The 23488-nt window shown below is 63.9% G+C and carries 20 protein-coding genes; 17 read left to right on the top strand and 3 right to left on the bottom strand.

From position 1 onward, the window contains the following. Positions 1 to 6: 6 nt before the first annotated feature. The 16 genes from tssB to AC1D1N_RS17430 are packed head-to-tail and all read left to right on the top strand — an operon-like array spanning position 7 to position 19038. Positions 7 to 546, top strand: coding sequence for a type VI secretion system contractile sheath small subunit (gene tssB / locus AC1D1N_RS17355; RefSeq protein WP_112565907.1), 540 nt, complete (start codon positions 7 to 9; stop codon positions 544 to 546). A 3-nt stretch (positions 547 to 549) separates the two neighbouring features. Next, entirely contained in the window at positions 550 to 2058 is a 1509-nt protein-coding gene (gene tssC, locus AC1D1N_RS17360) for a type VI secretion system contractile sheath large subunit (RefSeq protein WP_112565910.1), read from the top strand. Positions 2059 to 2112: 54 nt separating this feature from the next. Further along, positions 2113 to 2562, top strand: a complete 450-nt coding sequence (locus AC1D1N_RS17365; RefSeq protein ID WP_192256823.1) for an Hcp family type VI secretion system effector — start codon at positions 2113 to 2115, stop codon at positions 2560 to 2562. Then, a complete protein-coding gene (gene tssE, locus AC1D1N_RS17370) occupies positions 2549 to 3304 on the top strand; it encodes a type VI secretion system baseplate subunit TssE (RefSeq protein ID WP_477350106.1) in 756 nt (251 codons plus the stop codon). The genes AC1D1N_RS17365 and tssE overlap by 14 nt, the downstream gene beginning before the upstream one ends. 1 nt (position 3305) lies before the next feature. After that, positions 3306 to 5180: a type VI secretion system baseplate subunit TssF gene (gene tssF / locus AC1D1N_RS17375; protein WP_477349918.1), complete on the top strand. Its 1875-nt coding sequence runs from the start codon at positions 3306 to 3308 to the stop codon at positions 5178 to 5180. Beyond that, complete coding sequence (gene tssG, locus AC1D1N_RS17380) at positions 5144 to 6187, top strand: type VI secretion system baseplate subunit TssG (RefSeq protein WP_436258730.1); 1044 nt, start codon at positions 5144 to 5146, stop codon at positions 6185 to 6187. Before tssF ends, tssG begins: the two co-directional genes overlap by 37 nt. Next, the gene (gene tagH, locus AC1D1N_RS17385; protein ID WP_477349920.1) at positions 6184 to 7671 is read left to right on the top strand and encodes a type VI secretion system-associated FHA domain protein TagH; all 1488 of its coding nucleotides are present in this window, start codon (positions 6184 to 6186) and stop codon (positions 7669 to 7671) included. The genes tssG and tagH (AC1D1N_RS17385) overlap by 4 nt, the downstream gene beginning before the upstream one ends. Before the next feature lie 3 nt (positions 7672 to 7674). Next, positions 7675 to 8127: a type VI secretion system lipoprotein TssJ gene (tssJ, locus tag AC1D1N_RS17390; RefSeq protein ID WP_436258728.1), complete on the top strand. Its 453-nt coding sequence runs from the start codon at positions 7675 to 7677 to the stop codon at positions 8125 to 8127. Between the two features lie 58 nt (positions 8128 to 8185). Continuing rightward, positions 8186 to 9520 (top strand): type VI secretion system baseplate subunit TssK, encoded by a 1335-nt coding sequence (tssK, locus tag AC1D1N_RS17395; protein ID WP_436258727.1) that lies wholly within the window; start codon positions 8186 to 8188, stop codon positions 9518 to 9520. 4 nt (positions 9521 to 9524) lie between these two features. Then, a complete protein-coding gene (gene icmH / locus AC1D1N_RS17400) occupies positions 9525 to 10856 on the top strand; it encodes a type IVB secretion system protein IcmH/DotU (protein WP_477349923.1) in 1332 nt (443 codons plus the stop codon). A gap of 1 nt (position 10857) precedes the next feature. Continuing rightward, positions 10858 to 14397, top strand: coding sequence for a type VI secretion system membrane subunit TssM (tssM, locus tag AC1D1N_RS17405; RefSeq protein WP_477349925.1), 3540 nt, complete (start codon positions 10858 to 10860; stop codon positions 14395 to 14397). Then, on the top strand, positions 14379 to 14921 hold the full coding sequence (gene tagF, locus AC1D1N_RS17410; protein WP_477349927.1) for a type VI secretion system-associated protein TagF: 543 nt from the start codon (positions 14379 to 14381) through the stop codon (positions 14919 to 14921). The genes tssM and tagF overlap by 19 nt, the downstream gene beginning before the upstream one ends. Then, complete coding sequence (locus AC1D1N_RS17415; protein ID WP_477349929.1) at positions 14921 to 16030, top strand: DUF2169 family type VI secretion system accessory protein; 1110 nt, start codon at positions 14921 to 14923, stop codon at positions 16028 to 16030. Before tagF ends, AC1D1N_RS17415 begins: the two co-directional genes overlap by 1 nt. After that, positions 16027 to 17052 carry a beta-ketoacyl synthase N-terminal-like domain-containing protein gene (locus AC1D1N_RS17420; RefSeq protein ID WP_477349931.1) on the top strand — a complete coding sequence of 342 codons (1026 nt, stop codon included), beginning with the start codon at positions 16027 to 16029 and terminating at the stop codon, positions 17050 to 17052. Before AC1D1N_RS17415 ends, AC1D1N_RS17420 begins: the two co-directional genes overlap by 4 nt. Further along, entirely contained in the window at positions 17049 to 18122 is a 1074-nt protein-coding gene (locus tag AC1D1N_RS17425) for a PAAR-like domain-containing protein (RefSeq protein WP_477349933.1), read from the top strand. Before AC1D1N_RS17420 ends, AC1D1N_RS17425 begins: the two co-directional genes overlap by 4 nt. 19 nt (positions 18123 to 18141) lie before the next feature. After that, positions 18142 to 19038 (top strand): hypothetical protein, encoded by an 897-nt coding sequence (locus tag AC1D1N_RS17430; RefSeq protein WP_477349935.1) that lies wholly within the window; start codon positions 18142 to 18144, stop codon positions 19036 to 19038. Between the two features lie 21 nt (positions 19039 to 19059). Here the strand turns inward: AC1D1N_RS17430 and AC1D1N_RS17435 are convergent, their stop codons facing one another. Genes AC1D1N_RS17435 through AC1D1N_RS17445 form a run of 3 tightly spaced genes read right to left on the bottom strand, consistent with a single transcriptional unit; the run spans position 19060 to position 22170 of the window. Next, on the bottom strand, positions 19060 to 19401 hold the full coding sequence (locus AC1D1N_RS17435; protein ID WP_477349937.1) for a hypothetical protein: 342 nt from the start codon (positions 19399 to 19401) through the stop codon (positions 19060 to 19062). Then, entirely contained in the window at positions 19401 to 19826 is a 426-nt protein-coding gene (locus tag AC1D1N_RS17440) for a DUF6484 domain-containing protein (protein WP_477349939.1), read from the bottom strand. The genes AC1D1N_RS17435 and AC1D1N_RS17440 overlap by 1 nt, the downstream gene beginning before the upstream one ends. A 10-nt stretch (positions 19827 to 19836) precedes the next feature. Further along, on the bottom strand, positions 19837 to 22170 hold the full coding sequence (locus tag AC1D1N_RS17445) for a type VI secretion system Vgr family protein (protein ID WP_477349941.1): 2334 nt from the start codon (positions 22168 to 22170) through the stop codon (positions 19837 to 19839). Positions 22171 to 22442: 272 nt separating this feature from the next. On the opposite strand from AC1D1N_RS17445, the gene tagH (AC1D1N_RS17450) reads away from it, so the two are divergent. Next, positions 22443 to 23468, top strand: coding sequence for a type VI secretion system-associated FHA domain protein TagH (gene tagH, locus AC1D1N_RS17450; protein ID WP_477349943.1), 1026 nt, complete (start codon positions 22443 to 22445; stop codon positions 23466 to 23468). Positions 23469 to 23488: the final 20 nt, after the last annotated feature.

Consider the following 23488-nt stretch of genomic DNA (forward strand, 5'->3'; position numbering starts at 1 on the left):
CAACACATGCCAGCCGAAAGCAAAGCGAAGGTCATCGAGCGAAATCGCGCCCCGCGCGTGCAGATCGCCTACGATGTCGAAACCTACGGCAGCCCGACGACGATCGAACTGCCGTTCGTCATGGGCGTGATGGCCGACCTGTCGGGCGCATCGCAGACCAGGGAAGCGGCAAAGACGGTGCTCGACCGTTCCTTTGTCGAGACCGATGCCAACCGCTTCCCCAAATTCATGGAAGCGCTGGGACCCAGGGTCAAGGCGCGGGTGAAGAACACCCTGCCGCAGGCCGAAGGCCAGGAGCGCGACGAAGAGCTCGCGCTCGACCTGACCTTCACCAAGATGGGCGATTTCGCCCCCGACAAAATCGCCGAACAGGTTCCGCAACTGGCCGAGATCCTCAAGATGCGGCGCCAGCTCGAGGAACTGCTCGGCTTCATGGACGGTCGCGTCGATGCCGAAAAGCGCATCGCCCAGCTGCTGAACAATCAGCCGCTGCTGGCACAGATCGCCAGCCAGGCGATGTCCGACGACGACAAGGGCGAGGAATAAATCATGGCCGAACAGCAAAAGACCGCAGCATCCGTCGCCGAAGCCGAGGCAGTCGATCTCGGCGAATTCAGCCAGCTGCTGGAGAAGGATTTCAAGGTCAAGAAGGACGACAGCGAGAAGCTGCAGCAACTGGTGCGCAACCTAGCGCTGGCGGCGCAGTCGCGCTCCGAGACAACGACGATTTCGTCCAACTCGATCAAGTCGATCAAGTCGCTGATCGCCGGCATCGACAAGATGCTGACGACGCAGGTCAACGAAATCCTTCACGCCCCGGAAGTGCGGGAGATGGAAGGCACATGGCGCGGCCTTTGGTATCTCATCAACAACACCGAGACGGATGCGAAGCATCTCAAGATCCGGGTGATGAACATCTCCAAGGAGCAACTGGCCGACACGCTTGAAGACTATGAAGGCCAGATGTGGGACCAGAGCCCGATCTTCAAGAAAGTCTATACGGACGAGTATTCGATGCTCGGCGGCGAGCCGATCGGCTGCATCGTTGGCGCCTATGAGTTTTCGAACCATCCGCGCGACGTCGGCCTGCTGCGCAACATATCCGGCATCTGCGCCTCGGCGCACACGCCGTTCATCGCCGCCGCCTCACCGCGGCTGTTCCGTATGGACAGCTGGCAGGAACTGCCCAACCCGCAGGACCTGCAGATGATCGTGAACAATCCGGCCTATGCCTCGTGGCAGTCGCTGCGCGAAAGCGAGGACGCCCGCTATATTGGCCTCACCATGCCGCGTGTGCTGGCGCGGCTGCCCTACGGGTCCGAGACCGTTCCGGTCAAGGGCTTCTCCTTCGAGGAGGAGGTGCATGGCGACCACAACAAATATGTCTGGATGAACGCCGCCTTCCCGATGGGCGTCAACATCAACCGCAGCCACAAATTGTTCGGCTGGGGCACGCAGATCCGCGGCGTCGAGAACGGCGGCACGGTACTCAACCTGCCGGTGCACGCTTTCCCGACGGATGACGGCTCGATCGCGATGAAATGCCCGACGGAAGTCGCCATCGATGACCGGCGCGAGGCGGAACTGGCCAAGCTCGGCCTGATGCCGATCCTGCACCGCAAGAACACCGATCTGGCCGCCTTCATCGGCGCCCACTCGCTGCAGGACGACGAGACGCGTGCCGGACGTCTGGTCGATCCCGACGCCCAGTCCAATGAACGGCTCTCCGCCAACCTGCCGTATCTGTTCCCGGTTTCCCGTTTCGCGCACTACCTCAAGGCCATTGCGCGCGACAAGATCGGCTCGTTCAAGGAACGCTCCGACATGCAGATCTGGTTGACCGAATGGATCAACCGGTACGTGCTGGCCAACCCGGCCTTCGCCGACGACAAGGCGCGCGCCAAGCGCCCGCTTGCCGCCGCCGAGGTGCAGGTCGACAGCGTGGAGGGCCGGCCGGGCTACTACAACGCCCGCTTCTATTTGCGCCCGCACTACCAGCTGGAAGGCATCAACGCCTCGCTCAGGCTGGTGTCGGAACTGCCGTCTGTGAAGACTTGATTGCAGCAACCAAACCTTTTCGTTTGAAAGCGGTGGAGAAAGAAAATGCCGACCATGAAAATCGATGGTTTTTTGAAAGTTCCGGACATTAAAGGCCCCAGCACCCGCGACGGCCACGACGACGAGATCGAGATCCATGGCGTCGACTACAAGATGGTGGCGCCCTATGACCCGAATTCGCTCTCGCGCCGCGGCCGCGTGTCGATGGGCATGATCAAGTTCACCAAGCACTATGACAAATCTTCGCCCTATCTCGCGAAGGCCCTGTTCGAAAACAAGGCGCTGGACGAGGTCAAGTTCTCTGCACGGCGGACCATCGACGGCGAGAGCAAGGACTATCTGGTCGTCACCCTGACCGATGCTTCGATCATGGAATACGACATGTCGCAGGCCGACGATGAAGCCGACCTGATCCAGGAGGAGGTCTCCTTCGCCTACAAGAAGATCAAGTTCGTCTATGACGACAATGACGAAGCCGAAATGGATGTCTATGTCGGCAAGTGAGGGGCGTGCAAAGCGCCCTGCCGCGGACAAGGCACAGGCGGGCGGTTCACGGGCCAAGCGCGAGGCAGTACAGCCTTCGCTCTGGGACCGCCTCGTCAACGATTTGCCCGGCCTGAGTTCCGAGATAGACGGGCTCAGGCAGACTCTGCACGACGAACTCGGCGAGGAGCGCCTGGACGAGCTCTTGGCGGACGGACCGAGGCGCATCGACGCCGACGATACGCTGAACCCCGATCAGAAACGCCGGCTGCACAGGCTGGCGTTTCAGAACCGGCATCGCGGCGAACTTGAAAGCCGCGGCATCGTGGTGTCGCCCGATGTGCTGCGCGAGGCCGTGCGGCGCGACATCGAGGCGTTGTTCAACACCGAACGCTTCGAGTCGACGCCCATGCTTTCCGATCTCGAGGCCGAGCAGATGACCGACAGTCCGACAGCGCTGGACGACTTTCCGGAGGTGCGCCGCAGCGTGGTCAATTATGGCGTGCCGTCCTTCTCAGGCCGCTCGTCGCGCGACTTCGATCGCGATGTGCTGGCGCGCGAGATCCGCGCGGTGCTCGCCACCTTCGAGCCGCGACTCAAGGAGAGCGCGACGAAGGTCTCGGTCAATCTTGGCGACAAGACCGGCCTGAAAATCGAGATCGACGCCGTGCTGATCATGACGCCGACGCCGGAGCGCATGCGCCTGCGCACGACGATCAATCTCGACAACGGCTTGGCGCGCACCGAGTTCAGGGAAGCCTGAGATGGACCGGGTCTTCGTAGAATATTACGAGGAAGAACTGTCCCACATACGCGGGCTGGCGGCGGAGTTCGCCGACATGCACCCGGCTGTCGCGCGCAATCTGTCGCTGGATACGGTGCCGTGTCCCGATCCCTATGTCGAGCGGCTGCTCGACGGCGTCGCCTTCCTCGCCGCACGCACGCGGTTGAAGGTGGACGCCGAACGCTCGCGGTTTTCGCGCGCCATCCTCGACGTGCTCTATCCCGATCTCGTCACGCCGGCGCCGGCCACCGCCATGGTGGTGCTGAAGCCCGGCCAGCAGGTGCAGACCATGCTTGCCGGGCACGTCGTCAAGCGCGGCACGCGGCTGGTCTCCAGCCTGCAGGCCGGCCTGTCGACACGCTGCACCTTCACCACCGCGCAGGACATGACGCTGTTTCCGATCGCGATCAGTTCGGTTGGCTATTTCCAGGACCGCAGTGCGCTTGCCGCCGCCGGTATTGGCCCGATCGGCGGCAAGGCCGGCGAAGCGGCGCTGCGCATCACGCTTGCTCCGATTGGAAAGGTCCAACTGGGCGAACTGGCGCTCGACCGGCTTGACCTCTACTTCGCCAACCGCACCAAGGCGCCGCTGACGTTCGACGCGATCTTCGGCGTCTGCGCGAGCGTCGGTGCAAGACCTGAAGGCAAGACCAATCCGCTGTCGCCTCTGCCGGCGCCGGAGATGGTGGGCATCGCCGATGCCGAGGCGATGATGCCGCGCACGCGGCCGACCTTCGAAGGCTACCGCCTGCTGCGCGAATATTTCATGATGCCCGAGCGCTTCCACTATGCGCGCGTAACCGGCTTGCAGCCGGTGGTGCGCAAATGCCAGGCGGGGCTTGAGATCGTCTTTTTGTTCAGGCGTCCGGTGCCCGAACTCGCCGATCTGACCCCGGCGGATTTCGAACTTTTCGCGACGCCGATCATTAATCTCTTCGAGCGCGAATGCAACGTCATCGAGCTCGACCAGCGCAAGACGCGACAGGTGCTGCACGCCGACCGCACGCGGGCGCGCGACTTTGAAATCTACCGGGTCATCCGCGTCGAGGACGCCGATGCGGAAGGGCCAGATGCCGAAATACCGGAGCTCTTCAGCCTCGGGCAGAACCGCGGCAGCGGCTGGGTGTACTCGACCGAGCGGCGGCCGCGTCGGCCAACCGAGGACGAGCGCAGCCAGGGCGTGACGCGCACCTCCTATGCCGGCGACGACGTCTTCCTGGCGATCTCGCGCCCGGTCCACAGCCAGGCCAACCGGCCGCTGAAGCGCGTCGACATCATGGCGCTTTGCACCAACCGCGACCTGGCCATCCTCGACGACACGCCGACCCTGACGCTGGAGGCCGGCGACCCGGTGGAGACGGTCCGGCTGCTGGGCGCGCTGCGGTCGCCGCAGCCGGCCATTCCGGCAGCGCTGCCGGCCGGCGCCGACGGCGAGTCGCGCGCCGATGACCTGGCCTGGCGGCTGGTGTCGCAGCTGGCGCTCAACTTCCTCAGCCTGGCCAAGGAGGGCCGCGGCGTCGATCCGTTGCACGCGCTGCTCGATCTCTATGCCGAGCGCGGCGATCCCGGGCTTGCCCGCAATGTGCGCTCGATCGTGCGCATCGACTCGCGCGCGGTGATTGAAAGGCTGGCGATCGAAGGACCGATGTGTTTCGGCCGCGGCACGGAAGTGACGCTGCATGTCGACCAGTCGGTGCTGGCGGGACAAAGCACCTTGCTGCTGTCGGGTCTGCTGTCGCGGCTGTTTGCCCGTCATGCCGGCATTAATGGGTTCGTGCGCACCCGCACACGTTTGCTCCAGAAACAGGAGGATGTGCCATGGCCGATGACGCCCGGCAATCGCTACCTGATCTAGAGCGAGCCGCAACCCTGTCCGAGAGTTTCGACTTCTTCGAACTGCTGCGCCGGCTGGAACGGCAAGGCGGCCTGTTCGGCCATTCCGGCCGACCGGATCGCGAGCCGGCAAGGCTCGGCCAGAATGTGCGCCTGTCCTTCGCGGTGCAGGACGTGGTGGATTTCCGCGAGCCGACGGACAAGTCGCCGGCACGCGTTACGGTCAACAATCTCGGCCTGCTCGGACCCGAAGGGCCAATGCCGCTGCATCTGACGCGCTGGGTGCTCGATCGCCTGTCGCAACGCTGGTACGCGGGTGCGGAGGCACGGCAGACGAGCGACACGACCTTCGTCGATTTCGTCAACATCCTGCAGCACCGGATGATCGCGCTCTACTACCGCGCCTGGGCGGATGCGCATCCGGCGGTGCAGGTCGAACGCGGGGTCGGGGGCCGCGTCCGCTCCATGCTGGAAGCGATGGCCGGCATCGGTCTGCCGGGTACGCAGAATGCCGAACTCGACGCGGTGAAGCTTCGCCAGGCCGCCTCGCTCGCTGCCCAAGTCGACGGCCCCGAGCGGCTGACGCTGTTCCTGGCCGAAGCCTTCAAGGTGCCGGTGGTGCTGAAGGAGTTTGTCGCCGCCTGGCTGACCATCCCGAAGGTGTTGCAGACGCGGCTTGCCGGCAGCTACGCCACGCTCGGCCGCAGCGCCACCATCGGCCCGCGCAGCTTCAGCCGGCAGAGCCGGATCGAGCTGCGCATCGGCGCGCTGAGCTACAAAGACTACAAGGCCTTCCTGCCGGGCGGCGAGCGGCTGAAGCTGTTGAAGCAGGCGGTGCGCGACCTGATCGGCGAGACCATCGATGTCGATCTGAGGATCGTGCTTGCGGCAAAGGCCGTGCCGCCGGCGAAGCTCGGAACCGTCCAGCTCGCCCGCACCACCTGGCTGGCGCGCAATCCTGAGCGGGGAGATGCCGACGACATGCGGCTGCGAACCATCGTCGGCTGGCGGGAAGAGGTGGCGGCATGAGCCTGCTGCTGACGCTCGAACAGGGACCACGCGCGCAAGTCACGCGGCAGGCCCGGCTGGACGAGGGTGAACTGGTGATCGGCCGCAGCGCCGACGCCGACTGGCAGATCAACGATCCTGACATGTTCGTCTCGCGCGCCCACTGCAAGATCACCAGCAAGCAGGGTGGGTATTTCGTCACCGATACCTCCAGCAGCGGGTTGTTCATCGACGATGCCGCCAGCCCGCTCGGCGCGGGAAATTCGGCGCGCCTGCAAAGCGGCATGCGGCTGCGGCTGGGCGACTATGTCGTATGGGTCGACCTGCAGACAGCGACGACCGAACCGCCGGCCTCCAGGCCCTCAGCGCCTGCCAGCAAGCCGGCGGCGTCGCGGGCACCGGTCAGTCTCGGCGGCGACGATTTCTTTTCATCCACGACGGAAGAAGAACCGGGACGGCCGCGACCCGCCGACCTGCCCGATCCGTTCGAGAAGCCGGTGCCCGGCGCATTCGCGCGCGCGCGCTCCGACGAACGCAGCTCGCAGGCGTTCGACGATCCATTCAGCCTCGACCCGGTGGCGACGCCGGCGCTCGAGGCCGCCCCCGACAAAGGCGGCGGCAAGCCGCTGTTCGACGACCCCTTCGGCCTCGACTCTGCGCCGCTGTCGAGAGGGCCGATCAGATCCAGTTCCGAGAAGCCGCCGGCCTTTGATGACGGGTTTGGTTTTGGCCCTGCCGAGTCCACCAGCCTCGACGCCGGCGTGACGGATGGCGGCGGAAGCGATGCGCCCTCGCCTGCCCCCTCTCCTGCGCCTTGGGACCTGCCCGTCCGCGCGGCCGAGCCATCGCCACGGCAGCCACCACCAGCCCCGTCTCCATCGCCGCCGCGCGCTCCTGTCCGGCAAGCCGCGGCGCGGCCGCCAGCCGGACAGTCGAACGCGGAATTGCGCGCGGCTTTCCTGCGCGGCATGGGAATGGACGAGGCAGATTTTCCCGGCCGCGACCCGGTGGCCGATATGGAGAAGTTCGGCCGCGAATACCGGCTGATGATGGAAGGGCTGATGCAGCTTTTGCGAAAGCGCGCCGAAGAGAAGGGCAATGCCCGCGTCGCCCAAACCGTGGTTGGCGCATCCGAGGTCAACCCGCTCAAATTCCTGCCCTCGGTCGACGATGCGCTGGTGACCATCCTGGCCGAGCGCAGCCCCGGTTTCCTAGGCGCCGAGGCGGCGATCCAGGACGCGGTGCGCGATCTGGCGCAGCACCACGTTCGCGCCTGGCGCGGCGTGCAGGGCGCGCTCAAGCGCATGATCGATCGCTTCGATCCGGCGGCGATCGAGCAGGAACTGAAGTCGAGTTCTGCGATCGGCAATCTGCTGACCGGCGGGCGCGGCGCCAAGCTCTGGGAACTGTACCAGAAACGCCACAGTGAAATCGCTCACAGCGCCGAGACGCGCTTTCTGGGCGAAATCGGCGCTGATTTTCGAGACGCATATGAGGAGGACTAGGACATGATCGACAGACGCGAATTCATTCTTGCCTTGGGCGCGACGGGACTGCTGACGGCTTGCCAGAGCGGCCCGCCGAAACCGTCCGTCATAACGGTCAATCTTGCCGGCGGCGCCGGCATGAACCCGGGACCGGGCGGTGGCGACAGGCCGGTTACCGTAATGATCCTGCGTCTGAAGAGCACTGGCGCCTTCAATTCTGCCGATTATTTCGCACTGCAAGGCGGTGCCGGCTCGGCACTTGGCGGCGATCTCATCGGCTCCGACACGATTTCCGTCGGACCCGGCCAGACCGCGTCGAAGACCATCACGGTCGAGCCGGAGGTGGCGGCCCTGGGCTTCGTCGCGCTGATCAGGGAACCCGGTGGACGCAACTGGCGCACGACCAAGTCGGTGTCGCCGGGATCGAAGTTCACCGTCAATGTGAAGCTCGGCAGCGGCGGCATTTCCGCCTAGCGGCGGCATTTCCGCAAAGCCGCACCAGGGTGATGAGCAGGAAGCAGAGAGTGCCGGCATGAGCGACGCAAACAGGGTGCTGTGGTCGGAGGGGCTATTCCTGCGCACCCAGCATTTCCAGCAACAGGACCGCTTCTTCGAGGCGACGGTGCGCGGCGCCTTGCAGGCCGGGCATCTGCACACGTTCGGCTTTCGAACGCTGACGCTCGACCAGGCACTGCTCGATGCCGGCCAGATTTCGGTGCTTTCGGCGCGCGGCATCTTTCCCGACGGGACGCCGTTCTCGATCCCCGAGACGATGGATGCGCCGCGGCCGCTGGCGGTGACGCCGGAGATGGGCGCAGGACCTGTGCTGATCGCGCTGCCGCTCGAACCACCCGGCGGCGTCGGCTTCGACCCGGCGCACGCCGAGCCGTCCGGCGCGCGCTATCGCGGACGGATCGTGTCGGTGCGCGACGCCGTGCATGGCGGCTCCGACCCCGAAGAAATCGAGATTGCACGACCGCAGGCGCTGTTGCTGGCGCCGGGTACAGCGGTCGGCGGCTACACCGCGCTGCCAGTGGCCGAACTCAAGGGCGTGCGCGCCGATGGCGGGGTGGCGCTCGACGACACCTTCCTGCCGCCGACCTTGGTCATCGGCGCGGCCTCCTGGTACAGCCGCCTGCTGCAGGAGGTGGTCACCGGCCTCGACCAGATCGCCGAGGCGCATGGCAAGATGGTGCTGGGTGGCCCCGGGCGCAGCGTCGAGGATCTTTTGATCCTCAATTTGGTCAACGCCGCGCGGCCGCGGCTGGCGCACATGCTGGCGCAGGACGTGTTCCATCCGGCCGAGGTCTATATGGAGCTGGCCGGCCTCGCCGGCTCGATGGCGACCTACGGCTCGAGCGCGCGGCGGCTCGGCGAGCTGCCTGTTTACGACCACATGGCGCCGGGCCCGGCCTATTCGGCGCTGGCCGACGCGTTGCGCTCGCTGATACTCAGCCTGCGCTACATCGAGCCGAAATCGCGGGCGCTGCCGGTCATGCGGCATGCCACCAATGTGTGGAAGATCCGCATCGACAACCCGAAGCTTCTGGTGGCGAGCCGGATCGTGGTGCGGATCGGCTCCGAACTGTCGGAGGATGCCTTGCGCAAGATTTTCGTCAACCAGGCGACGGTCGGCTCGGCGAGCGAATTCGAAGGGCTGTGGAAATCGCGCCTGCCCGGCATTCCGCTGAAGCCATTGCATTCGCAGCCGCGCGAAATTCCCTATGACGGCGACCGGCTGTGCCTCGAACTTGACCAGAAAAGCGAGCATTGGGCCTCGCTGCTCGAAGCGCCCGGCTTTGTGATCGGCGTTTCGGGCGTGCTGCCCAGCGAACCGCAGGTCGACTGCTACTCGGTCAACAGGTGAGATGATGAGCAGGGACGATCCATTCGGACTGTCCGAGGATCGGGAGCGCACGCGCATCCGTCTGAGTGGAGCGCCGACGCCGCGCGCCATGCCCCTGCCGGCATCGGGCGTCACAGCCAACCGTTCCTCGCGTGCGCATCCGAACGTTCTCGTCAACGCGTTCTCACCCTTGCTGGAATTTGCGCCCGAACTGGAAAACGCGCTGCCACCGGAGAACCCGGAAGCGCTGCGCACGAGGCTGCTCGATGAACTCGTGCGCTGCCGCGATGCCACCATGGCGCAAGGCTCGTCGCTCGAGCGCGCCGACCAGGCGGCGTGGCTGGTGGCGGCGCTGCTCGATGATCTGGCGTTGAACACGCCGTGGGGTGGCGCCAGCGCCTGGCCGCGCCAGCCGCTGGTGGTGATGCTGCGCGGTGACGTCGACGCGGGCGCGCAATTCTTCGCCCGCCTCGAAGACCTCGAGCGCCATCCCAACCGCGACCGCGAAATGCTGGAGCTACAATATCACTGCATGGCGCTGGGCTTTCGCGGCAAATACCGCGTGCCCGGCCGCTCCGGCGACCGTTCGCTCAATGCCGTTCGCGTAGCGGCGGCGCGTTTCCTGCGCGACAACGACGCCGAAGGCGCACCTTTGTCGCCCAACTGGAAGGGCGTGATCGCGTCCGACGAACCGCAGCGCTTCATCGTGCCGATCTGGGTGATGGCGGCGGCCGCAGCAGTGATCGCGACAGCCATCCATGTCGGCCTGTCGATGGGCCTGAGCAGCCAGGCGGTCGAGCTTTCGGCGCTGGTGCGTGCTTTGCCGCCGCCGACACGCGCCGACGTCACCCGCGCGGCACCCAAGGCCGACGCTCCGCCACCTCTGCCGGTTGCCGTCGACTACGCGCTGCTACCGGAATTCCAGAAGGCAGCGCCAGCGGAAACGAGCAAGGCGCTGAGCGGCACGGAGAGCGTCTCGCTGGCCAAGCTGGTTGTCCAGGCTTCCAGCCCCGAACTTTTCCAATCGTCGCGTCCGACACTGACCCAGGGCTATGAGCCCCTGATCGAGTCCATCGCCAAGGTGATCCTCGACAACAAGGACCTGATCGGAAAGATCACCGTCGTTGGCCATACCGACAATGTGCGCCTGCAAAGATCCAACCCGCTTGCCAGCAACCAGCGCCTGTCGGAAGCGCGCGCCGAAACCATAGCCGAGCTTCTGATACAAGCCGGCGTGCCGAAGGAGATCATATCTTCCGAAGGCCGCGCCGAAAGCGATCCGGTGGCCGACAACTCCACGCGGGAAGGCCGTGCGCTCAACCGCCGCGTCGAAGTGCTGGTCGAGAAGAGGCTGTGACATGTTCATCCTGCGCTTCCTCTGGGCAGTCCTGACCTCGCGTTTCCTGTGGACGCTGATCGGGCTGGCGCTGCTGTCGCTGATCATCTGGGTGTTCGGCCCGATCGTGCGGGTCGGCGACTATGTGCCGATGGCCTCGGAGACGGTGCGTATCGTCTTCATCGCGCTTCTGGTGATCTTCTGGCTGATCTGGCTGATCGTCGCGCAGCGCCGGGCGATCCGCGCCAACCGCATGTTCGTCGCCGAGATTGCAGCACCTGTCGAGGAAAAGCGGCTCAGCCCCGGTGAGGAGAACGTCGCCGCGGTCGGCGCCAAATTCCAGGACGTGATGGTCGAGCTGAAGCGACGCAAGCTCGGTGGCCGCAAATTCCTGCGCGAGATGCCGTGGTATGTGATCGTCGGCCCGCCGGCGACCGGCAAGACGACGGCGCTGCGCCAGTCCGGCCTGAACTTTCCGATCGACCTCACCGACGATCTGCAAGGGGTGGGCGGCACGCGCAATTGCGACTGGTTCTTCTCCGAAAACGCGGTGATGATCGACACTGCCGGCCGCTATGTGCAGCAAGAAAGCCAGCCCGACGTCGACGCCGCCGAATGGCTGGGCTTCCTCGACCTGTTGAAGAAGCACCGCGGCCGCCGCGCGCTGAACGGCGTTATCGTCGCGCTTGGGATCGATGCGCTTTCGGAAGGCGACGAAGCCGTCAAGGCGCATGGCCGCAAGATCCGCAGGCGACTGGCGGAGCTTGAGGAGCGGCTGGAAATCCGGCTGCCGGTCTATCTCATGCTGACCAAGGCCGATCTGATAAGAGGCTTCGAGGCTTTCTTCGGCGGCCTGTCGACGCAGGCGCGCGAACAGGTTTGGGGCACGACCTTCCCTCTCGACGCGCGCGTAGACGCCAAGACGATCGCGGGCGAAATCTCGACGCTTTCGAGGGAGCTGGAAAAGCGGCTGGTGCCGCGGCTGGAGGATGAGGACAAGCTGGCCGAGCGGGCCGAGATCTTCCGTTTTCCCGCCCAGCTGCAAAGCCTCTCCGAGCCGATCCAGGTGCTGGTCGAGGCGATGTTCGGCGAGAGCCGCTACGAGGAAGCCGCCTGGCTGCGCGGCGTCTATCTGACCTCGGCCACCCAGGAAGGCGCGCCGATCGACCGGCTCACCGCCGCACTCGCCTCTTCCTTCGGCCTGCCGGCGCGACGCTCGATGCCGACGCAGCGTTTTGAGAAGCGCAGTTTCTTCCTGAAGAACCTTTTGACCGACGTGATCTTCAGGGAGGCCGGGCTCGGCACGTTCGATCCGCTGGCGCAGCGCCGCCGCAGTTGGATCTGGCGCGGTGCCGCCGCTGCCTGCGCGGCCGCCGCTATCCTGGCCGGCTCGCTGTTCACCTGGTCCTACTACGACAACCGCAATGCGATTGCCGCGCAGGCCGGCCAGTTCGAGGCGCTGCAGGCGCCACTGACCTCGACCGCCGCGACGCCCGCCTCGGTGCAGCAGCCGGCGATGGACGTTGCCCTCAACGCCATGGACGAGGTCGCCAGTGCCAGGACCGCGCCTCCCGACAAGGCGCAGGATCTGCTCGGGCCATCGGCTTCCGCCGAGCTGATGCGGGCGCAGACCGACACCTACGACCACGCTTTGCGCAACGTGCTCGAGCCTCGCATGGTGGCGCTGCTGGAAGCGACGATGTGGCGGCAGATCCGCGATCCGGATTTCATGCTGGGCGCGCTCAAGACCTACCGTATGATGACCGGCCTGTCGCAGATGGATTCGGATTTCGTTGAGAATTGGTGGGTTAACGACCTGCCCGAATTCGCGCCGGCCGCACCCTTCCCGACCGCCGATGCGGAGGAGCACCAGCTGGCCGCGATCCGCCGCATGGCGGTCGACGACAGCTACATCGCGCCCGACCAGGCGCTGGTCGCCGAAGCGTTGAAGACGGTGTGCACGATCTCGCTGCCGGCGCGCGCCTACAAGCAATTGCTGGCCGATCCGGCGGTGGCCGGATTGAAGGAATGGATCCCCGCCAATTTCGCCGGCCCGAACGGCGCCAAGGTGTTTTCGCGGCGATCCGACAAGACGCTGCGTGTCGGCATATCAGGCGCCTTCACCTATGACGGTTTTCACGATGCGATCCTCGACCGGGTCGAGGATGTCGCCGCCCAGGCGGCACTCGACCGCGCGGTGTTTGCCGGCGGCTGCTCGGAGAATTCCGAAACGTCCGTGTCGGCGCTGTCGGAGGATATCCTCAAGCTCTACTATGACGACTACATCGCGCAGTGGGACAGTTTCCTGCGTGACATGCGGCTGGCGCCGCTGAGCGACCTCAACATTGCCAGCGAGAATCTGAAGGACCTTTCCAGCGCCGATTCCGCGTTAAAGCGGCTGTTGACGGCCGTGGTCCAGGAGGTCGACCTTACCCGCTCCGACGAGGCGCCGGCGACCGACGACAAGGCGGCGGCGAAGGGCGGCTCCAAACTGCTGGGCAAACTCGGCAAGCTGGGCAAGATCGTCAAGACCGGCGCCAAACTGTTGCCGCGCGCCGGCTCGGCCAGCGAGGTCGACCTGACCGGCACGCTGGTGGCCGAGCACTTCAAGCCGCTCAAGAGCACGATTGCCGAGGTCGATGGCCAGCCGCCGGCGCTTGACGCCGCGGTGGTGGCGCTGACGGCGCTGTCCAATGTGCTGCAGACGGTCACCGCCAATCCCGATCCGCAGGACGCGATCAAGAAACAGGGCGGGCTTGCCGAGTTGACCGGCGCCGTCGCCCGGCAGGCGCAGATCCTGCCCGACCCCGTCAACACCTGGCTGAGCGGCATTGCCGGCGACACCAGCGGGCTGACGCAGAAGGCCGTTGCCTCCGAGCTCAACGCCATATGGCGTGCCGACATCCTGCCCTTCTGCCAGGCTGCGCTCAACGACCGCTATCCGTTCAGCCCCGACAGCGCGGTCGACGTCAACGTGCGCGACTTCGCCCGCCTGTTCGGACCGGCGGGCATGATCGACGGCTTCATCAACGACCATCTGATCAGCTATGTCGACACCTCGGCGCAGCCGTGGAAATGGCGCGCCGATTTCGGCCTCGACCCGTCAGCACTTGCCGCCTTCGAACAGGCCAGGCGGATCCGCGACGATCTCTTTCCCGGTGGCCAGGGCCCGGTGATGGCGTTCACGCTCGAGCCGACGGACCTGTCGCCCAACGTCACCCGCGTCACCCTGAATCTCGATGGCCAGAGCCTCGTCTACTTCAACAATGCGACGCGTCCGCAGCCGATGACCTGGCCTGGCAAGGACGGCACCGGCGTCATCTCGCTCGCCTTCCAGCCGATCGACGGCTCGCCCGAAATCATGCTCAACGAGACCGGCAGCTGGGCGTGGCTGAGAATGCTGCGCGGCGGCCGCTTCACCGGCACCTCGCTGTCCGATGTCTACAGCCTGCGGCTGGGTACGAAAGGCATGTACGCCGACTTCAAGCTCAAGGCGGCAAGCGTCGAAAATCCCTACAACCTCCAGATGTTCAAGAAGTTCTCATGTCCGCCGCAGATATGATCCTGCCCGGTTTCTACGGCAAAATGCCTGCCACCGGCGATTTCGTGACGCGGCGGCTGACGGGTGAGTTCGTGCGCCTGTGGGACCGCTGGCTGGCCCAGCATCTGGTGCCGCTGTTCGGCCAGGACATCTGGCCGGCCGCCGCCGCGCTGCGGTTCCTCGCCGGCCCGAATTCCTTCGGCGCGTCGGCGGGCATCATCGTGCAAAGCGCCGACAAGGTTGGCCGGAAATTCCCCTTGAGCGTCGTTGCCCTGCTACCCGAAGCGCCTGTCGCGCTGACGCATGCCGAGGCATGGTTTGCCGGAATCGAGGAGGCCGCCACCGCCGCCCAGCGGGGCGAGCTGACGGCCGACGAACTGGACGCAGCGCTCGGCGGACTGCCTGTGCCGTCGGTCGAGCCGGGCGAGGAACTGATTGCCGACATGGTGATGTGGACGGCGCACTCCGACATTTTCGACATCGACCCGCAATCGCCGCAAGCGACGCTGGAGAAGATCTTCGCCGCCAGTTGGGAGACAAGCTGATGCAGATCTGGAACCAGATGGGCTATCCGCACCAATTCACGGCAGCAACCGATGTTGCAGGGCACGATTGGCTTGTCGTCGTGGTGAAGGGGACCTTCGATTTTCCGGAGACACCTGGCGGAGACGTGCGCAAATCGGCGGAACAAATTCCTCTGGTTTTCGCTGACACGCAAACTGGGGAACCGGGTTATTCCGCCACACTCTGGGAAACCGATTTTGCATTCCGCAAACCTCGCTGCGACGTGATTGCCAACGGCTGTGCCTACGCGCCTGGCGGCCGCCCGGCCGAGCGTGTGCCTGTCGGTATCAAGATCGGCAACTGGTCGAAATTCTTCGAGGTGCTGGGCAATCGCGAATGGCGCGCTATTGGTCCGGTCTTCACCGCGACCTCCCCGCAGCCGTTCCTGAAGATGCCGATCAGCTATAACAATGCCTGGGGCGGCGTCGATAAGCTCGACCCCGATGACAAATTGCCGGGGGTCTATTCCACCAACCCGGTCGGCACCGGCTGGTCACGCACAAAGAACCAGCGCTTCATTCCGGGTTTGCGGCTACCCAACACACAAAAAGTCGGCGAGGAAATCCGTTCGCCTTTCGGCGGCTACACGCCCATGAGCTTTGGACCGATGGGGCGCGGCTGGCCCGGGCGCATCGAGTATGGCGGCACCTACGACGACAACTGGACCAAGAACATTTTTCCGTTCCTGCCGCCGGACTTCGACGAGCGCTACTTCCAGATGGCGCCACCAGACCAGCAAATAGACCGCCCGCGCGGCGGCGAAGAGGTGCAACTGGTGAACCTGACCCCGGAGGGGCGCATGAGTTTCCGCTTGCCGAACACGGCTCTGCCCATGGCGCTGTTCAAGGACGGAGCCAAGGTGGTCGACACGCCCGTTCTGGCCGACACAATCCTGCTTAATCCGGAGCGCCGGAAGTTCTCGCTAGTCTGGCGTCTGTCCCAGCGGCTGCAGCGCACGATCCTTGATTTTTCCGAATGCTGGATAGGGTTGCCTACGCCCGGCATGTTGTTGGCTCGAGCGACCGGCAAGCGCTATATCCGCAAATTCGATACTCCGTTCCACGACGACGACGGCGCGGAGGCGGCATGAGTGCCAGGCTCGATGTCGTTTCAATAGGCATGGTGACGGCCGTTGGCCTCGATGGCCCTTCAAGTTGTGCCGCGATGCGGGCGCGGCTGAATGGTTTTCAGGAGACGCATTTTCACCAGTCGCCAGGGGCCTGTTTGACCGGCGCGCCGGTGCCGCTTCCGCGCAACTGGATTGGCGAGAAACGTATGGCTCATCTTGCTGCCGGTGCGATCTCCGAGGCCTTCGAAGCAGTGCCACAGGCACGTGGCCAAACCGCGCTCATTCTTTGCCTGCCGGAAGAAGACCGACCCGGCCGACCGGTGCGCGACAATTCGGCCTTGTTGCGGCGGATCGGCGACATCATCCAACTCGCCCCCCACAACCACTCCCGTATCGTGGCGCATGGACGTCCGTCTGGACACGCCGCCTTCGACCATGCCCGACGGCTGCTGGCTTCCGGTGAGGTGTCCTACGTGATGATCGCCGGCGTGGACAGCTACCTGACCGCGCCGACGATCTCCCACTATCACATGGGGGGCCGTCTGCTGACGGCCGACAATTCCGACGGTTTTATTCCAGGAGAGGCAGCCGCGGCCGTGTTGTGCACACGCTCGAACGGCGGGGCCTTTCAGCTTTTCGGACTTGGCCTCGCGCGCGAAGCGGCATCGATCTACAACAAGGAGGATCTGCCCCTGCGTGCGTACGGCATGACATCAGCCTATGAAGCGGCCTTTCGTGAAACCGGCATCGAGATGAGCCGGCTTGGCTATCGCATCTCCGATCTCGTCGGTGAGCAATACTGGTTCAAGCAGGCCGTGCTCGTGACGCTACGCCTACTGCGTGGCCGGCACGAATTTCAGGATCTTTGGTCACCAGCTGAATCCCTTGGCAACATTGGAGCTGCCGTTGTGCCGTTGATGGTCGGTATGGCCTGGACCGCCGCTCGAAAGGGCTACGCTGCAGGCAATCCAGTCCTCATTGAAGCTTCTTCAGACGCTGGAGCTTGCGGCGCCGCCCTGTTCGGCTCGAGGAACGCAGCATGACTGTCTTCGCCAACGGACTGGAGATTGCCTGCAAAGCACAGGCAAACCAGGTTATAGCGGCATTTCCCTATGTCTGTTTCACGCCGCCACAGACACCGGCAACACCACCGGGCGTGCCTGTGCCTTACCCTACCTTCGGCTCCGATAGCGATACCGATAGCGGCACTAGCACCGTGAAGATCGGCGGCAAGACGGTTACCCAGAAGAACAAGTCCTACTACACCAAATGCACCGGCAACGAAGCGGGTTGCGCGCCGAAGAAGAACGTCATTACGTCTGTGAACACGGGCAAGGAGTACGCCCACGCCTGGTCCGGCAACGTGTTCATGGATGGCGAGCCGATCAGCCGTTTCTCCGACATTTCGTCGAACGACCACGCGTCACCCATTGCCGGTGGCCCTCCCTTGCCCAAGGTTGGCATCCTCGACGAATCCGACCCCAGATGCGCGTTCCTCGGCATCAAGCCATACAACAAGCTGAAATGCGATCCGGGCGAGCAGAAGGAACACACGGTCGAGGTTCAGTTCTTTACAGCGGGCGGCGTGCGCGACCTCGTGCTGAAATGCTGCGAGAAATACGACGACAGGGAGGCACCATGCATCTGCATGAAGGCGAAATGGGTCGCTGGCGAAGGCGCAACAGCGCGTTCGGAAGGCGTCGAGGGACGTTCCGTTCTCGGCAGGACGACCAACACGCCTCACTACTACAAATCGGCAGAGGCAAGAAACTGGATCTCCAACAACCCTGAGGGGAAGCTGGGCGACTTCGTGAACACCTGCGTTGCCGCAACCGTCGACAATCTGGACATCCCGCCGGCACAGGTACCGCTCGCGACCGAATGTCTCGAAGTCGCAAACATGAACTACCTGAAAAAGAGCATGAACAAGAATGAGCAAGAGGTAAAGGACAAGAAGATGTGCCACACGACTTGCACGCGCGCCTACGCGGAAGAAGAGCGTGTGACTGCAGCCAAGAACAAGCTCGGCAAGACCAAGGTTTCTGCCCGGCAGGTGGAGAAGGCAATGAAGCAACGCCCCACGGTCGGGTGCAAGCGACGCGCGGGCACGTGAAAGGGGTTCAGATATGAGAATGGACCGAGCGCTGCTCGACATCTTCGCACGGGATAGCGACACGGCATACCAGTGCATTCAAGTCGCGCCGATGCGTGACGGTCGTGCCGCAATCCTCTTCCTCGTCAGCGATCCAGATTTTGAAAACACCGTGTCGGTCGTCTTCGCCGTCGATGATTTCCATCCGGCTTCCGCCAAGCGCATTCTACTGTCGGACGCATGGCTGATGTCCCTTTCCGCGACGCCGTCGGACGAACTGCTTGCGCTTGAGGCAACCACCCGGGTTTGGCGTTTTGCAGACGCCAACTGGTCACAAGCAAAGGTCTCGGACATCAGCCTCAGGCGCATCTGGGCAAAGGACCCGAATGGGCCCATTGCCGTGGGGAACAAAGGGATGGCTCTCCGGTTCCAAGGGGCTGCCTGGCGCCCGATACCACCCGTTGCCCCGATACAATATTTCGACGTTCACGGCACGCCTCGGCACGGCTTGTTTGCCTGCGGCAAACAGGGCAGCCTCCACCGATTGACTGATGCAGGTTGGCAGCCGGTGGAACTTCATCGCCATGACCAATTCCGCGGCATCGACGTCGCTCCCGACGGTACGATCCGGCTTGCCGGAGACGGTGGCGCCTGCCTCAGAGTGGCCAACGAGGAAGCGACGGAGCTTCAAGCGCCCGAACATACCTTTTTTGCCGTGCGTAGTTTCAAGGGCCGCGCTTATTGGGGCGACGAGGTGGGGGTAAGTGTGGAAGCGGGGGACGTGCTACAGCCCTTCGAGGATACCGGCATCGGCTCGGACCTGCGCAGCGATGGCGACTATCTCTATGTCGCCGGCATCGACGCTGCCTGGCGCTTCGACGGCAAAATGTGGAAGAAGCTGACGCTTGTCTATGACAATGGATTCCGACTGGCGTGACGGCCTGAACGTCGTGTTCGTCTACTTCTGGCCGCCATTGCTCGACAGATACGCCCTGACCTTGGGTAGGTCGAGTTCCGCGATCCTCGATGGTGCGCCCTTGACCAGCATGCGCAAAACAAACAACTCGCCAGCTTCGGGATACTCGGCATAGAGCGTTTCAGCGATCTCCTGCCCGACCTCTCCTGCGATGCGCAGACCGTCTAGATGCGAGTCAAGCCGTTCCACAAGTCGCGCCAGCCGCTCCTCGTCCATGTCGGGATTCTCGTCCGGATGCAGGAGATGATGGTCGTAGACCGTCCATAGAAACGCTGCCATTTCGGCATGCTGGCGAACAATCTCGCGCAAGACGATCTTGGGCATCAGTTCAGATTCACTGACCCGCCACGGACCCTGTTCGTGGCGCTGGCATGGCTCGTCACATAGGTGCCACGGATGGTGATGTGGCCATCCTTTTCCATGATGATCGTCGCCTTGCCACAGCGAAGCTCGATCCGCTCGTCGCCAACTATCGTCACCCGCTCACCATCGCGAATGACCTGCGGCGTCGGAGATTTGCGGGCAGTTTCGACGATTCGACCCACGATCAAGGGCCGCGCCGGGTCACCCTCCTGGAAGAGCAATGCGACTTCCGCCCCGATCATCGCCGAGGTGAGTTCAGTCAGGCTGCGTGCGGGAACTGCCGCATCACCTGGATTGCCGGGAAACACGACCAGTGGCGAATCTGAATTGAAGCCGAGAAACTGGCCGATCACCACACCTTCTATGCGCTCTCGAACCTCGGTCATACCGGAATTCCTAGTTCTGATTTATCTTGCTGCCCTTCATAGTGATGTCGCTAGACGCCTTCACATTGATCTTGCCGGACCCCTTTATCATAATGTCCTTGCCTTCTATGGTGATTGTGCCGTCCTTCTTCATCGTAATGGACGACGAACCGCATTTCAGGGCGATAGCGTCGCCTGCTTCGATCAGGAATGTCTTGGCGACGGTGATTTTGCCGTCCTCGCCGATCTGTACCATACTGGCCTTGGCTATCTCCAACTGGAAGGCGCCACCGACCTTGGTGCCGTCGTCCTTGGCAATTTCCGTGCGCCTCCCCGCGCCAATCTGGCTGTTCTGATCTTTGGCGATACTGAACTTCTGGGTTCCTCCGATCGTCACGTCCTGATTTGACGCGATGTTCCAGCTGTCGCTGGAACCGATGTGATGGCTCTGAGCGGCACCTACGGTGACAGAGCGTTTTGACCCGATCGTGTTGGTCTGCGCGGACCCTACCGTGCGGGTCTCGGTCGCACCGACGCTGTCGACTCGCGCCGCGCCGACGGTCACCGTCTGGACGATCGCCACCGTCTGCGTGTGATTGGCGCCGATGGTCTCGGTGGAGTTCGAACCGATGCCTATCGTCTCGTTGGACCCCACCGTCAGTGAGCGGTTCTTGCCGACCGTCTCGGTATCGTTGCTGCCAATGTCGGTGGTCTGGTCGACGCCGACCTTGACCGTCTTGTTGTTGCCGACGTCCTCATCGAGGTTGTGGCCGACGGAGTGCTTGGCGTCGTGGTCGATGCGGTCGGACTGGTCGTGCTGGACCAGCTTCTGGCGGTCATTCTTGATCAGAAGGTGATGGTCCTTCTGCGCCTGGAAGTTGACCAGTTCGGACCCGGCCTTGTCCTCGAACATCAGCTCGTTGTAGCCGCCACCGCCCTTCGACGAGTTGGACTTCCAGCCCGACTGCGTGGCGTTGCCGGGCAGTCCGTAGGGCGGCATTTGCGAGGCGTTGTAGACCCGCCCGGTGATGATCGGCAGATCCGGATTGCCTTCGATGAAATCGACGATCACTTCCTGGCCGATGCGCGGGATCTGGATGAAGCCCCAGCCGCTGCCGGCCCAGGTCTGCGACACGCGCACGAAGCAAGAGCTCTTCTGGTCCTTCTTGCCCAGGCGGTCCCAGTGGAACTGCACCTTCACCCTGGCATATTTGTCGGTGAAGATTTCCTCGCCCGACGGACCGACCACCGTCGCCGTCTGCGGCCCGCGCATGATCGGCCGCGCCGTGATCCTTGGCGGCCGATAAGGCACTGAAGTCGGCGCCACGCCAAGCACGACCTTGAAATTCTCGCCATCGGTGTCGACGCCGGCGCGATAGCCCGGATCGAACAGCCGGTATTCGGCGCTGACCACCAGATATTCCTTGTTCTGGTCCTTGCGCGGAAAGCCGTCGAGCTTGAAGGTGCAGCCGGAGAACAGGCCGCGCACGGTGCCGACAGCGGCAATGCGCATATGCGGCGCCTGGATTTCCTCGCGCCTGATCGCGGCCAGGCTGTCGCCGCGGCCGACTTCCAGATGCGCGCCGGGGTGGCGATAGTTCTCGCCGGCCGCCTGCTTGTGGCCGAAGGGCTGCGCCGACTTCGCCATCAAATCGGCGGCCGGCTTCTCAAAGTCATAGTCGGTGTGGGCATAGGCGCCCGGGCGCACCGCGCTGCCCGGAATCCATTCGGTGATGTATTCGACGTCGCGGCGCGAGCCCTGTCCTTCGAACTGATAGAGCACGGTCTCATAGCCCGGCGCTGGCTTCAGCTTGCTCATGGCGTCGGCCAGGATCAGTTTATGCTCGCCCTCGGCGTGCTCGAAGAAGTACATGATGCCTTCGTGCTCGAGCAGCCGCTGCACGAAATCGAGGTCGCTCTCGTCATATTGGACGCAATATTCGCGCGGCGGATAGGACCCCTGCAGCCGCTTTTCGAACTTGGCGATGCCGCCATATTTGGAGAAAATCTCCTCGACGATCTCGACGGCGGTCTTGTCCTGGAAAATGCGGCAGTCGGTGGTGTTGCCGAGGAACCACAGCCACGGCCTGACGACCGCCTCGTAATAAGCTAACCTGTCTTCGATGCGGGTGAGGCGAAACTCGGCGATGAGGCCGCTGAACCAGCGCTTGGGATCGGACTCGCCTTCGATCGAGACGACGCCGCCCAGCATCTTCAGCGGATCGATATCCGCATTGGTGCTGACAAATCCCACGGTGTAGGCAAGGCAGCGGCTGATCTCGTCCCGGCCGACGAGATGCGTGAAGGTCAACAGCTCGGCGCCGACCGGCGTCTGCACAAGTGCGGCGCGTTGTTCACTCGGCATGGGTCGTGCCCCTCCTGGACGCTAGTGTGGCAGGTTCGCAGCCCTTCTTGTGTTAACGATCTCACGTTCAGGGACATTTCGCACCTTGCCACCCCAGGCCGTGTTGAGCCTACCACATGTTCCGTGGCAGACCAAAGAGGACAAGCGGCAGGCAGGTCCTGTTTGCGCCGCTTTCGCCAGTGTGAAACGCCGCTCTCCCGCTGTGCCCGCAAGCTGCTAGACTGCGGCGCATCGGATCAATGAGAACGCCAGCGGTCGACAGGCCATATCGCATGTTCATCAGTCTGCAGATCAACAATGTCGATGTCCTGCCTGCCGGGCTGCCACCCGGCTACGCGTCGCGTGACCGCGGCTTCGAGATCGGGCGCGAGAACTGCGCCTGGACCTTGCCCGATCCGGACAAATTCATCTCCGGCCGGCACTGCGAAATCCGCTATGAAGGCGGCGCTTTCTTTCTCTACGACGTCTCGCGCAACGGCACCTTCGTCAACGGCTCGAGCCAGCGCCTGGCCGGCCCGCACCGGCTTGCGCAAGGCGATCGGCTCCGGATCGGGCGCTATATCGTCTCGGTTTCGATCGATGACGCGAACGCAGCCTTCGGCGGCCATGGCTCGACGCAACGGCAGATGCCCGTGGCCGGATCCTTTCCGGACCATGTCGCTGCGCCACGGTCACCGACCGCGCCACCGGCTTCGGTCTCCAGCCGGCCACAGCAAGCCGACGAGATCCTGCGCGCGATTGCCGCCGGTGCCGGAATCCCGCCGGAAGTGCTTCTGCTGCGCCAGCCGAATGAGGTGGCAGGCGAGATCGGCGCCGTATTGCGGATCGTCGTCGACGAACTGGTGCTGCTGCTGAAGGCGCGCGCCGCGGCGAAAGTCCTGGCCAAGACCAGCGATCGAACGATGATCAACGCCGCCGACAACAATCCGCTGAAGTTCGTGCCCGGGACGGACGAAATCCTCGACATCATGTTTGCCCGCCGCAGGGCCGGCTATCTCGACGCCAGGCACAGCATCGAAGACGCCTTCCACGACCTCAAGACGCATGAGTTTGCCACCTTCGCCGCCATGCAGGCAGCGCTGGCGCGGCTGCTCGACGATTTGTCGCCCGAGGCGATCGCCAAGAAACTGCCGCCATCTTCCTTTGCCTCAAAGAAAACGCGCGCCTGGGACGCGCTGGTCGCGACATGGCGGGCCAAGGAGGAAGCGCACGAAAACGGCCTCCTGGACATATTCCTCAGCTATTTCAGCGAAGCCTATACCAAGGCCGCCAAACAGAAACCGCCAGGCAAGAGCTGACCTCGCCTGCCATCAAGCCA

The organism is Mesorhizobium sp. P2_B5 (assembly GCF_056404775.1).

What these genes read in the sequence shown, in the direction of transcription:
- tssB (WP_112565907.1), top strand. Translation starts at nt 7, where the DNA reads ATGCCAGCCGAAAGCAAAGCGAAGGTCATCGAGCGAAATCGCGCCCCG.
- tssC (WP_112565910.1), top strand. Translation starts at nt 550, where the DNA reads ATGGCCGAACAGCAAAAGACCGCAGCATCCGTCGCCGAAGCCGAGGCA.
- AC1D1N_RS17365 (WP_192256823.1), top strand. Translation starts at nt 2,113, where the DNA reads ATGAAAATCGATGGTTTTTTGAAAGTTCCGGACATTAAAGGCCCCAGC.
- tssE (WP_477350106.1), top strand. Translation starts at nt 2,549, where the DNA reads ATGTCGGCAAGTGAGGGGCGTGCAAAGCGCCCTGCCGCGGACAAGGCA.
- tssF (WP_477349918.1), top strand. Translation starts at nt 3,306, where the DNA reads ATGGACCGGGTCTTCGTAGAATATTACGAGGAAGAACTGTCCCACATA.
- tssG (WP_436258730.1), top strand. Translation starts at nt 5,144, where the DNA reads ATGGCCGATGACGCCCGGCAATCGCTACCTGATCTAGAGCGAGCCGCA.
- tagH (WP_477349920.1), top strand. Translation starts at nt 6,184, where the DNA reads ATGAGCCTGCTGCTGACGCTCGAACAGGGACCACGCGCGCAAGTCACG.
- tssJ (WP_436258728.1), top strand. Translation starts at nt 7,675, where the DNA reads ATGATCGACAGACGCGAATTCATTCTTGCCTTGGGCGCGACGGGACTG.
- tssK (WP_436258727.1), top strand. Translation starts at nt 8,186, where the DNA reads ATGAGCGACGCAAACAGGGTGCTGTGGTCGGAGGGGCTATTCCTGCGC.
- icmH (WP_477349923.1), top strand. Translation starts at nt 9,525, where the DNA reads ATGAGCAGGGACGATCCATTCGGACTGTCCGAGGATCGGGAGCGCACG.
- tssM (WP_477349925.1), top strand. Translation starts at nt 10,858, where the DNA reads ATGTTCATCCTGCGCTTCCTCTGGGCAGTCCTGACCTCGCGTTTCCTG.
- tagF (WP_477349927.1), top strand. Translation starts at nt 14,379, where the DNA reads ATGTCCGCCGCAGATATGATCCTGCCCGGTTTCTACGGCAAAATGCCT.
- AC1D1N_RS17415 (WP_477349929.1), top strand. Translation starts at nt 14,921, where the DNA reads ATGCAGATCTGGAACCAGATGGGCTATCCGCACCAATTCACGGCAGCA.
- AC1D1N_RS17420 (WP_477349931.1), top strand. Translation starts at nt 16,027, where the DNA reads ATGAGTGCCAGGCTCGATGTCGTTTCAATAGGCATGGTGACGGCCGTT.
- AC1D1N_RS17425 (WP_477349933.1), top strand. Translation starts at nt 17,049, where the DNA reads ATGACTGTCTTCGCCAACGGACTGGAGATTGCCTGCAAAGCACAGGCA.
- AC1D1N_RS17430 (WP_477349935.1), top strand. Translation starts at nt 18,142, where the DNA reads ATGGACCGAGCGCTGCTCGACATCTTCGCACGGGATAGCGACACGGCA.
- AC1D1N_RS17435 (WP_477349937.1), bottom strand. Translation starts at nt 19,401, where the DNA reads ATGCCCAAGATCGTCTTGCGCGAGATTGTTCGCCAGCATGCCGAAATG.
- AC1D1N_RS17440 (WP_477349939.1), bottom strand. Translation starts at nt 19,826, where the DNA reads ATGACCGAGGTTCGAGAGCGCATAGAAGGTGTGGTGATCGGCCAGTTT.
- AC1D1N_RS17445 (WP_477349941.1), bottom strand. Translation starts at nt 22,170, where the DNA reads ATGCCGAGTGAACAACGCGCCGCACTTGTGCAGACGCCGGTCGGCGCC.
- tagH (WP_477349943.1), top strand. Translation starts at nt 22,443, where the DNA reads ATGTTCATCAGTCTGCAGATCAACAATGTCGATGTCCTGCCTGCCGGG.